Below are 13,783 nucleotides of genomic sequence, written 5' to 3'. Positions count from 1 at the left end.
GATGGAGAGGAGGTGCCAACAGTCGACCAGAGCGCTGCTTGATCAGGCCTGTTGAGCACCAGAATTGACAATAACTCTGAGTTTGAGCATATGCTGGGATAAATAAATTGGGACGATAGTTGTGTTTGGGGTGGTTGCGAGTCTGATAGGAGGGTATTTGGGCCCTTTCTTCAAATGGGAAACACCAACTAAGCCGTTATTGTTAGTTGGCGCTCTTAATTACCGACTGCTTACTATACAGCTCGGCCTTGTTTCTTGAATATGGTGATGGCACTTACGGTGAGTTCCTTGACCAGTGTCTCAAATTTTCGCAAAGACATGTTTCGAGTGGGAGCAATGGTGAAGTGGTGGTCGTCGGTCCGTACCAGCTTTAAGCCGTGCGGAGGGTGCATGCTTGCGGGAAATCTACAGACCCACCCTGTTAGGGGGAGTTTGTTAATAGCCTCTCGATCCAAAGCTTGAACTCCCTTTGCGTTGGCGATAATGACTTGGATATCATCGAGATACATAGTGTCTATACCTTGAGCTTGAATCATGCCTGTACTGGAGCTGCTAAAACCCTCAAGTTTTAATAGTTCCTCATAGGTGATATAGAGTTCGTTTCCAGACATATTGATCTCCTTCTCCTTCTCACGATCATCGGCTAAAAGCTAAATGCGATATCTTTGTGCATTCCCTTTGGAATGTGATCGGCACCTTCTTTAATTTGCAAGTAAATCTAGTTTTTTTCCTAAATTCGCAAATGATTGCTATGAAATGAATCATAACTACGGGTTGGTACTTTAAGCAATGTTTTAGATGCTAGGCGGAGATGAAAAGGGATTTGTTTCAGGTTTTGTGTAGAAAGTTCACGAAAGTGTCGTGGGGAGGTTGTTTTTGTTACTCGCTTACAGCGATTACTGACAATGTTACACCTTTAAGATTTTCAGTTCTATTTAACAGTTCTATGCGCTTATAAATTTTATTTAAATTTATTCTAAAAACGTTTCTCCCTGGCTGCTGAAAAAATAGTGTGAGCATTAATGGTGTTTGAGATTTTTTGTCGTTGTTGTTCTGGTGCGCAATGCCTGCATGGGGTTTTGTATCAAAGCTTATCCTGCTGGCCTGGGATTCAGTCCCACTAAAATCATGCACAGATTCTGTTCAAAAAATATCGATTTTATTATTAATTTTAAATCTTTTTGCTGTTGCTCGATAAGTCGTTGCTCGTTGAGAGTTGCTCTATCCGCATCGGCGTACTGTGCTTCTTTTCTTTGTTGATTGCATACAACTTTGAGCATAAGGAGCCGCGTTTGTCCAAAAGTTTAGGGGGGGCGGTGCATAATATCTGCGCCAGATGGAATCCTGAATCGAAACGGATAAAAACACTATGAAGAATAAGGATATAACAAATAAGGCTTTGTCGGAGGGCGGGGTTAATCGCCGTAAATTCGCCAAACGTGCTATTCAATTGGGTGTGGCTGCCACCGCAGCGTCAACGGGAATCGTTTCTGCACTGTCATTATTGGAACGAAAATTTTATGACCAATATGACTATGTGATAGTGGGGTCTGGGGCTGGTGGTGGGCCTTTAGCGGTAAATTTAGTGAAGGCGGGATTTTCTGTATTAGTGCTGGAGGCGGGCTCGAATGATGCTAGCGATGACACCCATAATATCCCCGCTTGGCATCCTTTTGCATCCGAAGATCGAAAATTAAGCTGGGACTTTTTCGTTAAGCACTATGCGGATATTAATCAGCAAATGCTGGACGACAAGTATGTGCCCGGCAAAGGGATTTTGTATCCACGAGCCAGCACTATTGGTGGCTGTACAACACACCATGCTTTGATCACGGTATATCCACACAACAACGATTTCGACCGTATTGCGCAGGCTACCGGCGATATCTCCTGGGACAGCGCCAATATGCGGCGGTATTTTGAGCGCCTTGAGCGATGTCAGTACCTGGCGCGTCCAATTTTCTCAAATCCATCTCGCCATGGGTTTGATGGTTGGCTTCCTACCAATCGAGGGAATCCCGCTTTATTGTTGGAAGACCCTGCGGTTTTGAAAATTGTAAAGGCGGCATTGGCTAGATACGGGTTAGAGGGCGCTTTGCAGCAGATAGTAAGCGGCAATCTGCGCTTGGATATCAACCACTGGGATGTGGCCGCTGGCCAAGAGGGACCCTTTATCGCACCAATGGCAGCAGATAGCAGAAGTCGCCGCAGTAGTGTGCGTGAGCACCTGTTAGACACCCAGGCCATTTACCCCAATTTGCTGCACATTCGTACCGACTCCTTGGCCACACGGGTTTTGTTTGAGGGGAATACCGCGGTTGGTGTCGAATTCCTGGAAGGTGCGGGGCAGTATAAGGCAGATCCCTACTATGATGAGGCCGCTTCCAGTGGAGTATTGCAACAGGTAAGGGCTAGTCGGGAAGTGATCTTGTCTGGAGGGGCTTTTAATAGTCCGCAACTTTTGAAGTTATCGGGAATCGGCCCCGCGCATGAGCTTCGCGACCATGGTATCGATCCAGTCGTTGATTTAGCCGGGGTGGGGGAAAACCTTCAGGATCGCTATGAAGTCGGTGTGGTCAGTGAAATGAGTGAGGATTTGGCCCTGCTCAAAGACTGTACCTGGGGCGAGGAGGGTGACCCCTGCTTGAACCGCTATCGCTACGGCTGGCTGAATAAAGGGCCTTATAGTGGCAATGGCCCAGTGCTGTCCCTGGTTAAACGTTCAAGGCCGGACCTGGAGGATCCAGACTTGTTTATCTTTGGAGTGCCATCGGATTTCCACGGTTACTTTCCTGGATACTCTCAGGCACTGAAAAACTACAAGGATCGCTTCTCTTGGATTGTACTGAAAGGGCACACCAATAACACAGCGGGACGGGTAACATTGCGCTCGGCAGATCCTCGAGATACTCCTGAAATCAATTTCCACTACTTTGGCGAGGGCAACGATGTCCTTGGGGAAGATCTGCAGGCGGTTATCGAAGGGGTAAAGATCTCCAGGGATATTATGGCCGGGCCGCTAGTGAGCAATCAGATATCCAGGGAGTTACTGCCGGGCAGTGAAGTGCAATCAGATCAGCAGATCGGTGACTTCGTTAAAAACCAGTCCTGGGGGCACCATGCTTCCTGTTCCAACAAAATGGGGCCGGCCAGTGATCCGATGGCGGTAGTGGATAGTAAGTTCCGCGTACATGGTACCAATAACTTGCGGGTAGTGGATGCCTCGGTATTTCCGAGGATACCTGGCTTTTTTATTGTGGTGCCGGTTTATATGATTAGCGAAAAGGCCAGTGATGACATTATTGCAACCGCTGTGGGCTTAAGCGCGTAGTCAATTTTCAGTTGGAAAAGAAAAAGCCCCGTTAAGCGGGGCTTTTGTCAGTTAGAACGAAATGTTCTTTGGTGTGCGCGGGAAGGGGATCACGTCGCGGATGTTGCCCATACCGGTCACGTAGGACACGATACGGTCAAAGCCCAGGCCAAAGCCTGCATGGGGCACTGTGCCGTATCGGCGGAGGTCGCGGTACCAGCCCAGGTGCTCCTTAGGCACTTCCATTTCATCCATGCGCTCGTCGAGTCGTTCCAGGCGTTCTTCACGCTGGGCGCCACCGATAATTTCGCCAATACCGGGTGCCAGTACATCCATGGCTGCCACAGTTTTGCCGTCGTCATTCATGCGCATGTAGAACGCTTTGATGTCCTTGGGATAGTTCATCACGATTACCGGCTTCTTGAAGTGCTTCTCGGCCAGGTAGCGCTCGTGTTCTGAGGCCAGGTCGATGCCCCAGGAGACAGGGAATTCAAATTTCTCTTTGCATTTTTCCAGGATTTCGATCGCGTCAGAATAGTTGATGCGGGCGAAATCATTATTAACGATGTTCTCCAGGCGGCTGATAGCCTCCTTGTCGATACGTTGAGCGAAGAAGGCCATATCATCGGCGCGCTCGTCGAGTACCGCCTTGGAGATGTACTTCAGCATTTGCTCGGACAGATCGGCGACATCTGCCAGGTCGGCAAAGGCTACTTCTGGTTCCACCATCCAGAACTCAGACAAGTGGCGAGTGGTGTTGGAATTTTCCGCGCGGAAAGTGGGACCAAAGGTATATACCTTGGACATGGCTAGGCAGTAGCTCTCAACATTCAGCTGGCCGGATACCGTGAGATAGCTCTCCTCACCGAAGAAATCCTTGCTGTAGTCAATCGCACCTTGCTCATTGCGCGGCAGGTTTTCCATGTCGAGGGTGCTCACACGGAACATCTCACCGGCGCCCTCGCAATCGGAGGCGGTGAGAATTGGGGTGTGCACGTAGAGGAAACCGTTCTCGTGATAAAAGCGATGGATTGCCTGGGCGATGCAGTTGCGTACACGGGCCACGGCACCGCTGACATTGGTGCGTGGGCGCAGGTGAGCGTGCTCACGCAAGTGCTCCATGGTGTGGCGCTTGGGGGACATGGGGTAGGTATCCGGATCTTCCACCCATCCAACCACTTCTACCTGAGAGGCTAATAGTTCGATAGACTGGCCCTTGCCCTCGGAAGGCTTCACGGTGCCGATAATGTCCACTGCGCAGCCGGTAGTTAGGCGCTGTACCTCAGACTGGTAATTGTGCAGATTATTTTCTGCCACCACCTGGATCGGATCAAAACAGCTGCCGTCATGTACAGCCAGGAAGGAGAGGCCGGCTTTGGAATCACGACGGGTTCTGATCCAGCCCTGCACGCGAACTTCTTCGCCCTCGCGGCCGGTGGACTTTAATAGGCTATCTACGGATTCGACTTTTACTGTCATTTTCTATCGCTTTCTCGCTAGTCCTGAAGGTGGTGTTCTGCCAGCTTGCCTAAAAGTTGGCCATTCCACCAAGGTAAAGTTACGGCGGGCATATTGACGTGTTGCAGAGGGGAAATCCAGCCCCTTGGTGATATGCACCTTGTTGTCACCGGCGAATTTCAATGGGGGTACCGGTTTGAACAAGCGACATAAACTCATCCATCTGGTCGTTACTCAGGGCAATACAGCCATCAGTCCAGTTGAAATGCTGGGTGAGTGGTGCGAGCCAGCCGAGCCGGTTGCGTTGGCCGTGCACCATGATAAGTCCGCCAGCTGAGACGCCTCGAGCTTCAGCCTGTGCCCGGTCTTGCGCATTGGGGTAGGAAATATGCATGGCTCTATAAAAGCAATACTTCGGACAGTTTTAGAGGGCTAGGGCCCCTGAATCTATAAGGCTTGAGCCTCGAAGGGCTATTTTATCGCAAGTCTAAGGTAGCCTTGAGTTGCCAATAGCTACCTTCTTGAGCTGCAGCCCCCAAAATTACTGGGCTAAAGCTGTCCGGAGTATTGATAAAAGGATGAGTCTTCTTTTTTGTAGTCCAGGGTGTAGTGCCCTTCAGGGGTCTTTTCATCGCCCTCCTGCTGCTTGTGCCCCTTGGGCTGCCCTCCAAAAGCCACGTGATAGCTTTTTATAATGGTATTTCCGTCCAGCAATTGCATCTGATTTTCTGACTTGATCACTTGCACCAGGGTGGCGTCAGCGTATGCGAAGCTCGAAAGCATAAATAGTGCGGTGGCTATATAGCGCACAGTCGGGAATCTCCATTGACCGGATAGAATATGTTGAGGGCTCACCGCTTCCGCAAGTTTTAATCGTTTGTTGGAAATGCACTCTCAAGCGCCCGCTAAGGCTCCCGCTTCTCAGGTTCTTGCTGCCGTCTAAATACCGTAATGGGGTAGAGCGTTTGTCCCAAGTAGGTTTGCGGGAGTTTACGAGTCGTCCCGTAGGTTGCGGGCCAGTGATCTTTGGGGAAGTGCAGGGTGCCAAACAGCCAATCGAATAGTAAGAGATGCGCAGAATAATTGGTATCAATGGCGGGTTTTTCAGAGCTGTGATGCCAGTGATGAAATCGGGGTGTTACGAAAATATACTTGAGTGGCCCGAAAGGTAGCTTGGTATTGCAGTGAATTAGCACAGCTTGCAAGGCGGCGAATGCTACATAGAGGTTTAGAGCGGCTTCGCCCACGCCCAGCAAATAAAGAGGGACCATAACCATCGCGCGCTCTGAGAAAGTCTGGATGAAGTGTCCTCTTGAGCCTGCGAGCCAGTCCATGGTTTCCACTGAGTGATGCACGGCGTGAATGGGCCATAGAAATTTTATTTCATGGTACAGGCGGTGTTCCCAGTAAAGGACAAAATCTGCACAGATAATAATCAAGGCAAATTGTAATAGGGTCGGTATGCTGCGAATAGAGGCTTGTACTGTCTCGCTAATCGCCCAATCAAAATGTGTGACATGGTAGTTGGCATAAATCAAAATGGCCGAAATAGCCAAATGATTAAAGCAAAAATAGAAGAGGTCCAGTCCCCATTCTTTACGCAGGATAACTTGGTTTTTGTATTTGGGGATCAGCTTTTCCAGGGTGACAAAAATGGCTACAGAACCGAGGAAGGCCAGAATCAGCCAGTCGACACCCAGAGATAAGCGCTTCGCTTCTACGGGTCCGACAGGGATGCTGTATCCGCCCAACAGAAAAGCGATGCCGGTGAGCATCACTCCCAAAAATCCCATCCGTCGAAATTTCTTCAGGTAGAAAGTCACAACGCCAAAAAAAAGTGAAAAGTACATACCGTACTTCAGTATTTTTTGGAGGTACTCCGCATCGTAAAGCTGGCGCAGTTCAGTGGTGGTCAAGTAGGCGGGAAATAGATAGGCGAGAACCGCGAGTAAACTCAGACCGCCCAGGAGTACTGAGGCATAACCGCTGATTTTTCCTTCACCAATTCGAAACTCACTGGTTTCGTCTTGAGGGACTTGTCGTTCTTGATAATGGTATTCTGGCATGGTGCCTATCTGTCACTGGTAGCGCAATTGTGCTTGCTGAGGGCGCAGATTTTTACTGAAGAGGTGGGAAAAAGCGAGAGGTTGTGACGGGGTGTGCCCCATCGGGTGGAGGGGTAGGCTGGTTTCGCGAGAGGCCCAGCCTAAGCGTGAGGTTACTAAGCGTTGTGTTTAGCCGCGGGGCTTTTTCACGGTGTGTAGAACAGTATCTTGTTCGAAATACACGAAGAAACCGCTATATTCCCAGCGCGTAATTGCGGGCTCGCCTATGGGGCCATGAATACCAAGGGGGTCTCCCAGGCGCGAGGTGACATCATCTTTCTTAAGCCCACGGACTTCTTCAATGGTGAGCTCTCCCCCCGGGCTGCTTGCCGGTACTTCAATCGTGGTCGCCTGGGCGCCAAGCGCAAGAAGTATTGCCATTGAGCCAGCGAGATAAGTCAATCCGCTGCGGAGTCTGCTGAACATTTTTTGTTCTCCGTTTTTGATGTTCTCTTAGCTGTCCCATTAAAACAGAATTTACGCCATCGCACTTGTTCTTCTTCACGTTTTTCGCGCCTTATATGGGGATAAGTGTGCCAGCTACTATTATTCTGCGCCGCCCGTGTGGAATCTGGTGGCAGTACAGCGACCTTTTCCTCGTCGCCAATATAGAGTCAGGTGGAGGCATTGTGGGAGGGTGCTGGGCCGCTAATAAGTGGCTGGGGCCTGTGCTAGGCTTTTATTCATGCTTGGTATATCGAGCGGGCCCGGATGCAGCTGGTTAAAACTTTTTCAATCCTTGGTCTGCTGATTGGCTCCATCTTTTTTGCTCTTTCCCTGACCCCTTCTCTAATACCTCGCAGTAACTTTATGCAAGGTATCCTGGCTGCAATGGCATTTACCGTGGGTTATGTCCTGGGTGTATTCCTGTGTTGGTTATGGCGTTATTTGGAAATACCTTGTCTCCGGACCACTCCCTGGCAGCGCCGTCTATTTGATCGGAGTGTATTGATCTTTTGTGTGGTGCTTATTGTTGCTTTTCTGTGGCGTGGGGTGCAGTGGCAAAATTCCATTCGCGCTTTAATGGGTATGGAGGCGGTGACCTCGATAGGGGCACTCAGTGTTGGCTTGACAGCGTTACTTGGGTTTCTACTGTTGTGGGCCCTGGGTAAAGGGTTTCAGCGCATCATGCACCTAGTGGCGCGAAGGGTTGAGCAGCATGTGCCGGAGCGGGTAGCGGTTCTGATTGGTGCCAGCGCGGCGATATTGCTCTACTGGGCGGTTTTCAATGGTGTATTGCTAAAAACCGGACTTCACATCATTGAGGTGGTCTATGAAGGATTTGATAGTGTTACATCGGAAGGATTGACGCCGCCGACGAAGGTGACCAAAAGTGGTGGCGTAAAATCTGAAGTTAGTTGGATTGATCTCGGTCACTTTGGGCGTCGTTTCCTGGTATTGGGGCCGACAGCGGCCGACATCCGTGAGGTTGCGGGCTCGGGCATTGAACCTATCCGGGTGTTTGTGGGCCTTCAGTCTGCCTCAACACCGATCAAGCGTGCGGAGCTGGCGCTGGAGGAGCTTAAGCGAACGGGAGCATTTGAGAGAGAGATACTTCTTCTGGCTACGCCAACAGGGGCGGGTTGGTTGGATCCGGGCGCAGTGAATTCACTGGAGTTCCTCTATCGAGGAAATACCGCCATTGTCGCAGGACAATACTCTTTCCTACCGAGTCCGGTTGCGCTTTGGGCCGATGACACTTATGGACTTGAGTCAGCTCGGGCGCTGTTTAAAGTGATCTATGACTACTGGGTGACCCTTCCCGCCGATGGTCGCCCGCGCTTCTATCTCTTCGGTCTTAGTCTCGGTGCTCAGTTGTCGGAGAATTCCTTTGACTTTTATGACATTATTGACGATCCGATAGGTGGCGCTCTGTGGGCGGGGCCGCCATTTGGCACTGGTCTATGGGCTAGGATCACTAACAATCGTGATCCGGGCACCCCGGCCTGGTTGCCCCAGTTTAAAGGCGGGTCTGTAGTTAGATTTGGCAATCAGTATGGTGGCTATATCGGGCAGGAGCCCTGGGGACGGTTTAGAATTGCCTATTTGCAGCATGCCAGTGACCCAATAGTATTTTTTGACATTCGCTGGGTGGTACAAAAGCCTGGCTGGTTGGATACACCGCGAGGCCCGGATGTGTCACCAGATCTTAAGTGGTATCCCATCGTTACAGGTTTACAGCTGTTTGCCGATTTAAATGTGGGGATCGCTCCGCTATCGTTTGGCCATCGCTATACGCCGAAGGGTTACACTGAGGCTTGGCTGGCGCTCACTGAGCCAGAAAACTGGAGCGGAGAGGCGCTGGAGCGCCTGGAAGCGAAGCTGAAGACTTACAACGTTCGGTAAACTTGGCTAAACCCTTGGATTTCTTGGCGTTTTTCCGTTTAAATCGACTCTATGTTAAAACCTGTCCCCCTTTTTATTGGTCTGCGATATGTGGCAGCTCGCCGCCGACAGCAGTTCATATCCTTTATCAACGGCTTCTCCCTCCTGGGAATGGCCCTTGGTGTTCTTGCCTTGATCGTTGTTACTTCTGTAATGAATGGCTTCGATCGTGAGCTAAAAACTCGAATATTAAGCATTGTTCCCCATGGATTTGTGGAGCGTAAAGGAGGCCTGACAGAGTGGCAGGGTGCTGCTGGACAGCTGGAGGCTCAGCCTCATGTTGTCGCTAGTAGCCCCTTTGTCAACGGTTATGCTCTTTTAAGCGCCAATGGCAGTAGCCACGGTGCTGAATTTCAGGGCGTGGAGCCGCAGGCGTTGCGCAAAGTGTCGACAGTTGGCGAACATATGGTGATGGGCAGCCTGGATGAGCTGCAGCCTCGTAGTTACAAGGTGGTACTTGGGCGTATCCTTGCCCACCAGCTCAGTGCTATTCCCGGCGATTCCGTTATTCTGACTTTGCCAGAAGTGAGTGTCACGCCGGCGGGCATTTTTCCGAGAACCAAACGTTTTACCGTCGCCGGTATTTTTTCTGTGGGCGCGCAGGTGGATCAAAATGTGGCCCTGATCAATATTGAAGATGCCGCACGTCTTACCCGGATGTCTGGGAAGGTGCAGGGGCTACAGCTGCGTTTTGATGATATGGACAATGCTCTGGGCCGTGTGTCCGTTTACGCGCAGGAACTGGGGCAGGGCTTTCAGGGAGAAGACTGGGGGGACTCCCAGGGGAGTCTTTTCCAGGCGGTGAAAATGGAAAAAACGGTGGTTACCCTGATGTTAATGATCATTGTTGCCGTCGCTGCTTTCAATATTGTTTCGGCCCTGGTTTTGATGGTTGCCGACAAGCGCTCTGATATTGCCGTGCTGAGAACATTGGGGATGACCTCACGCCAGATTATGGCGGTATTTGTGATTCAGGGCAGTGCTATAGGAATCATTGGCGCTTTCGTTGGGGCTGCACTGGGTATCCTGATTGCACTCAATTTGACAGAGATGGTGAATTGGGTTGAAACGGTGGTTGGCGCAAAGATATTTGATCCGCGTGTCTTTTTTGTCAGTTACTTGCCTTCTGAATTTAGAGTAGGGGATGCGGTTGTAGTTCTTTCTGCAGCGATATGTATGAGCCTGTTGGCGACACTGTTTCCGGCTTGGCGGGCGGCACAAATCGAACCAGCGGAAGCGTTGCGTTACGAATAATTTATCTATAAATCAGGTGCTTGGAAGCTTTATCGAGTGCAATTTATACAGGGCGAGAAACGGCGAACAGTTTGATGAACAGTCGAGTGGAAATAGATACTGAACAGGCGCAACCCGCACAGGTTGGAGAGGATGCTGTTTTGGCATGCCGCCAATTGCGCAAGTGCTATCGCCAGGGAGGCAGGGACCTGGAAGTGCTGAGTGGCGTAGAATTGGAGGTCAAACGAGGCGAGAAATTGGCCATCGTGGGTGCCTCAGGTTCCGGCAAGTCGACATTGCTCAACTTGCTGGGTGGCCTTGATACGCCGAGTTCCGGCGAAGTCCGCGTGGCGGGGCGGAATCTTGCTGAATTAAATGCTAATGAGCGGGGTTGGCTGCGCAACAGTAATCTCGGTTTTGTCTATCAGTTTCACCATCTACTAAATGAATTTAGTGCCCTGGAAAATGTTGCCATGCCGCTGCTGATTGGCAGGCGCCCGGTGGCAGAAGCGCGCAGTGAAGCAGAGACGATACTGAAGGCCGTTGGGTTGGGTGAGCGTATGGAGCACAAGCCTTCACAACTCTCCGGTGGTGAGCGACAAAGGGTGGCGATTGCCAGGGCTCTGGTTACCCGGCCTGCCTGTGTATTGATGGATGAGCCCACCGGTAACCTTGATCGAGCGACTGCTGCAGAAATTCACAAATTGATGAATCGGCTCAACCAGGAGATGGGGATCAGTTTCGTTATTGTTACCCACGACCCCGACCTGGCAGCGGCACTGGACCGTTGCTTGCACCTGATTGATGGGCAGCTGATCGCTGATTGGCATCAGGGTGATCATGTTTAAACCACTTTCCGCATTTATTGGGCTGCGCTATGCCGGCGCTCAGCGCCGAGGTGATGACTCATCGGGGCTGGTGTCGTTTATCTCCGGACTGTCGATGATTGGTCTGGTGCTCGGTGTTGCCTTGATGATTGTGGTGATGTCTGTGATGAATGGCTTTGACCGCGAATTGAGAGAGCGCATTCTTGGCATTATGCCCCACGTCACCATCTATAACGCCAGTCCGGACGTGGACTGGCCTCAACTGCGTCAGCAATTGGCATCTGACCCAGAGGTGCTTTCCGCAGCAGAAGTCTGGCAGGTGAATGCGCTGGCCCGGCGGGGGGCGGAAGTGACGCCGCTGTTGGTGCAGGGAGTGAATCCGGAAACCATTGCCGAGGTTTCCAGTATTGGCGACTTCCTCAAGAAAGAGTCTTTTGCGGCTTTGCTGAATCTCTCGGAGCCAGGTGTGGTGCTGGGTACTGGAATCGCAGAGAAACTCGGAGTGGAGGCGGGGGATTATCTCTCTTTAATTGTGCCCAATTCGAATAGTGTTACCGGTGCCCGTCGTGCAGCCCGGGTGGCCGGGTTTCGAGTGGCTGAAGTATTCCATTCGGGGACAGTACTGGATCAGTCCCTTGCATTGGTTTCCTGGCAGCAGGCCAAAGCGCTGGCAGGTGGCAATAGTGGTGCTGGGGTTCAGTTGCGGGTTAAAGAAATGCTAGAGGCCAACTGGGTGATGCGGCGCTTGTTGACGGAGTTGCCGAGGGGCAATTTCTACGGAACCGATTGGAGTCGAACCCACGGCAACCTGTATCAGGCGATTCAAATGTCCCGCAATCTGGTGGGGCTGTTGGTGCTGTTGATTATTGCAATTGCGGCCTTCAATGTAGTTTCCACGCTGGTGATGGTGGTTATCGATAAGCATACCGATATCGCCATTCTCAGAACCATGGGGGCCAGTACCCGGCAGATTTTGCTGACTTTTGTGAGTCAGGGCGCGCTAGTGGGGTTGGTGGGCGCTGTGGTTGGGGGTGCCGTGGGCGTGTTGGGGGCTCTGACGATTACAGATCTGGTAGCGGGACTTGAGTCAATACTGGGTATCCAGTTCTTGAAGTCCGACGTCTATCCGGTGGATTACCTGCCGTCTGAATTAATGTGGGGAGATGTGGTTCTCGTAGTGGGGGCTGGGTTTGTTCTCAGTCTGTTGGCGACTCTCTATCCGGCCCTGCAAGCCAGTAGGGTGCAGCCGGCGGCGGCGTTGCGCAACGAGTGAGTGGGAGTAAAAAAGAGTCGCCAGGTTTTGCGTAAGTTACTGCCAGTTCCGGCGGCGATTTTAGCTTGGTGCCTGGCGGTATATCTCACGTTATTATTTGACGAATGGTATGTCCTCAGTTTCTGCCCTCATGGCATGCACGAGGGATCGGTATGCTATGAGGAAGGTTGGGAGCTATGGCCCACCTGGATTGTTTCTATTGGTGTGGCCCTTTCTGCTCTGATGGCAGTTTGGGCAGCGGCGTTGGCGGCTGTCGCCAACGCCGCTAAAGTCGCGCTTTGGACTTTCTTGATTGGCGCGCCTGTCGCACTTTCTTTGGGAATCCTTGCCGGCTATCTTTTTTCTGCACTGCTGGCAGTCGTCGCTGGGGGGGTCGCCTATTGGATTGTGGAGAAGGCATCCAGCGGTAAATGCTAACCCGCAGTTGAGCGCCTTTGTATGCGCAGTTTCCACCTTTTCACGACATGCCAGCGCCAAAGGGCTCGCATGGTAAAATAAGCGACGGCGGCAGAGAAGGCGCCGGCTAAAAGTGAGCCGGTAAATAGCGGTATCCAGATTTTGCTCACCTCAGTAGTTAACCACTCCCAAGATAGCTCAATGCTGAAGTCCACCGGTGGCGCCCCCAACACCCAAGCGCCAAGCTTGTAGGTGCTATAGAAAATAGCCGGCATAGTTATCGGATTACTAATCCAAACCAGAATCATCGATAAAGGCAGGTTACAGCGCAGCCACAGAGCGAGTAGTGCAGCAAGCACCATTTGGCCGGGTAGCGGCAAGAAGCTGACAAATACGCCAACTGCAAAAGCGACCGAGACCGAGTGGCGGTTCAGATGAAAAAGATTGGGATCGTGAAGAAGAGTCCCCAGAAATTTGAGGCCGTTGTTGGCTCGAACTTCTTCGGGGCTTGGCAGCCATCGCCTGATAATACTCTTCGGCATAACTCTGTCTATAACCTGGGTGGTGGCAGCCTAAAATAAGCGCTGTTCCGAGGCGTGGATATTCTTTCTATGGGATTTTCCCTCAGCCCCAGATAAGCATAGAGCGCCGGCATTAGCAGGGCATACCCTATCTGGCGCGGGCGCTATTATGCCCACTAAAAGATGGCAAGACTACTGGTCTATGAAAAGTCACCCATTTTGCCCTATTGTCAACAATCCTTAATGGTTTATTCGGTTGACGTCGAAAAGCTTGT

Annotated in this window: 13 protein-coding genes; 6 read left to right on the top strand and 7 right to left on the bottom strand. The window is 51.3% G+C overall.

Annotated elements, in window-relative coordinates:
• Positions 1 to 233 precede the first annotated feature (233 nt).
• Positions 234 to 611 carry a Tse2 family ADP-ribosyltransferase toxin gene (locus MO867_RS10645; RefSeq protein ID WP_252466455.1) on the bottom strand — a complete coding sequence of 126 codons (378 nt, stop codon included), beginning with the start codon at positions 609 to 611 and terminating at the stop codon, positions 234 to 236.
• A 758-nt stretch (positions 612 to 1,369) separates the two neighbouring features.
• Here MO867_RS10645 and MO867_RS10640 point away from each other — a divergent pair.
• On the top strand, positions 1,370 to 3,331 hold the full coding sequence (locus MO867_RS10640) for a GMC family oxidoreductase (RefSeq protein ID WP_252466453.1): 1,962 nt from the start codon (positions 1,370 to 1,372) through the stop codon (positions 3,329 to 3,331).
• A 51-nt stretch (positions 3,332 to 3,382) separates the two neighbouring features.
• Here MO867_RS10640 and asnS read toward each other — a convergent pair whose 3' ends face one another.
• The 5 genes from asnS to MO867_RS10615 all read right to left on the bottom strand — a co-directional run bounded on the left by asnS (position 3,383) and on the right by MO867_RS10615 (position 7,299).
• Positions 3,383 to 4,789, bottom strand: coding sequence for an asparagine--tRNA ligase (gene asnS, locus MO867_RS10635; RefSeq protein WP_252466451.1), 1,407 nt, complete (start codon positions 4,787 to 4,789; stop codon positions 3,383 to 3,385).
• Positions 4,790 to 4,934: 145 nt separating this feature from the next.
• Positions 4,935 to 5,162 carry a L,D-transpeptidase family protein gene (locus MO867_RS10630; RefSeq protein ID WP_252466448.1) on the bottom strand — a complete coding sequence of 76 codons (228 nt, stop codon included), beginning with the start codon at positions 5,160 to 5,162 and terminating at the stop codon, positions 4,935 to 4,937.
• Between the two features lie 155 nt (positions 5,163 to 5,317).
• Positions 5,318 to 5,578: a L,D-transpeptidase family protein gene (locus MO867_RS10625; RefSeq protein WP_252466444.1), complete on the bottom strand. Its 261-nt coding sequence runs from the start codon at positions 5,576 to 5,578 to the stop codon at positions 5,318 to 5,320.
• A 95-nt stretch (positions 5,579 to 5,673) separates the two neighbouring features.
• A complete protein-coding gene (locus tag MO867_RS10620) occupies positions 5,674 to 6,834 on the bottom strand; it encodes a sterol desaturase family protein (protein ID WP_252466441.1) in 1,161 nt (386 codons plus the stop codon).
• A 168-nt stretch (positions 6,835 to 7,002) separates the two neighbouring features.
• Positions 7,003 to 7,299, bottom strand: a complete 297-nt coding sequence (locus MO867_RS10615) for a hypothetical protein (RefSeq protein ID WP_252466439.1) — start codon at positions 7,297 to 7,299, stop codon at positions 7,003 to 7,005.
• A 285-nt stretch (positions 7,300 to 7,584) separates the two neighbouring features.
• Here MO867_RS10615 and MO867_RS10610 point away from each other — a divergent pair, with 285 nt between their 5' ends.
• From MO867_RS10610 to MO867_RS10590, 5 genes are all read left to right on the top strand, one after another.
• Positions 7,585 to 9,219, top strand: coding sequence for an alpha/beta hydrolase (locus MO867_RS10610; RefSeq protein WP_252466436.1), 1,635 nt, complete (start codon positions 7,585 to 7,587; stop codon positions 9,217 to 9,219).
• 51 nt (positions 9,220 to 9,270) lie between these two features.
• A complete protein-coding gene (locus MO867_RS10605) occupies positions 9,271 to 10,512 on the top strand; it encodes a lipoprotein-releasing ABC transporter permease subunit (protein ID WP_252466434.1) in 1,242 nt (413 codons plus the stop codon).
• A gap of 74 nt (positions 10,513 to 10,586) precedes the next feature.
• Positions 10,587 to 11,339 carry a lipoprotein-releasing ABC transporter ATP-binding protein LolD gene (lolD, locus tag MO867_RS10600; RefSeq protein ID WP_252466431.1) on the top strand — a complete coding sequence of 251 codons (753 nt, stop codon included), beginning with the start codon at positions 10,587 to 10,589 and terminating at the stop codon, positions 11,337 to 11,339.
• On the top strand, positions 11,332 to 12,591 hold the full coding sequence (locus MO867_RS10595; protein ID WP_252466428.1) for a lipoprotein-releasing ABC transporter permease subunit: 1,260 nt from the start codon (positions 11,332 to 11,334) through the stop codon (positions 12,589 to 12,591). The genes lolD and MO867_RS10595 overlap by 8 nt, the downstream gene beginning before the upstream one ends.
• A gap of 27 nt (positions 12,592 to 12,618) precedes the next feature.
• The gene (locus MO867_RS10590; protein ID WP_252466426.1) at positions 12,619 to 13,008 is read left to right on the top strand and encodes a hypothetical protein; all 390 of its coding nucleotides are present in this window, start codon (positions 12,619 to 12,621) and stop codon (positions 13,006 to 13,008) included.
• Here the strand turns inward: MO867_RS10590 and MO867_RS10585 are convergent.
• Entirely contained in the window at positions 13,005 to 13,529 is a 525-nt protein-coding gene (locus MO867_RS10585) for a DUF2062 domain-containing protein (protein ID WP_252466425.1), read from the bottom strand. The two genes, MO867_RS10590 and MO867_RS10585, sit on opposite strands and share 4 nt — an antisense overlap.
• Between the last annotated feature and the right edge of the window lie 254 nt (positions 13,530 to 13,783).

The sequence above is a fragment of the Microbulbifer okhotskensis genome (genome assembly GCF_023895975.1).
In the GTDB taxonomy this organism is placed as follows: Bacteria; Pseudomonadota; Gammaproteobacteria; order Pseudomonadales; family Cellvibrionaceae; genus Microbulbifer; species Microbulbifer okhotskensis.
This window is presented reverse-complemented; position numbering and strand designations above follow the sequence as displayed.

Coding starts and splice junctions, on each gene's coding strand:
- MO867_RS10620 (WP_252466441.1), bottom strand. CDS start 6,834: ATGCCAGAATACCATTATCAAGAACGACAAGTCCCTCAAGACGAAACC.
- MO867_RS10615 (WP_252466439.1), bottom strand. CDS start 7,299: ATGTTCAGCAGACTCCGCAGCGGATTGACTTATCTCGCTGGCTCAATG.
- MO867_RS10595 (WP_252466428.1), top strand. CDS start 11,332: ATGTTTAAACCACTTTCCGCATTTATTGGGCTGCGCTATGCCGGCGCT.
- MO867_RS10585 (WP_252466425.1), bottom strand. CDS start 13,529: ATGCCGAAGAGTATTATCAGGCGATGGCTGCCAAGCCCCGAAGAAGTT.
- MO867_RS10630 (WP_252466448.1), bottom strand. CDS start 5,162: ATGCATATTTCCTACCCCAATGCGCAAGACCGGGCACAGGCTGAAGCT.
- MO867_RS10645 (WP_252466455.1), bottom strand. CDS start 611: ATGTCTGGAAACGAACTCTATATCACCTATGAGGAACTATTAAAACTT.
- MO867_RS10640 (WP_252466453.1), top strand. CDS start 1,370: ATGAAGAATAAGGATATAACAAATAAGGCTTTGTCGGAGGGCGGGGTT.
- MO867_RS10605 (WP_252466434.1), top strand. CDS start 9,271: ATGTTAAAACCTGTCCCCCTTTTTATTGGTCTGCGATATGTGGCAGCT.
- lolD (WP_252466431.1), top strand. CDS start 10,587: ATGAACAGTCGAGTGGAAATAGATACTGAACAGGCGCAACCCGCACAG.
- MO867_RS10610 (WP_252466436.1), top strand. CDS start 7,585: ATGCAGCTGGTTAAAACTTTTTCAATCCTTGGTCTGCTGATTGGCTCC.
- asnS (WP_252466451.1), bottom strand. CDS start 4,789: ATGACAGTAAAAGTCGAATCCGTAGATAGCCTATTAAAGTCCACCGGC.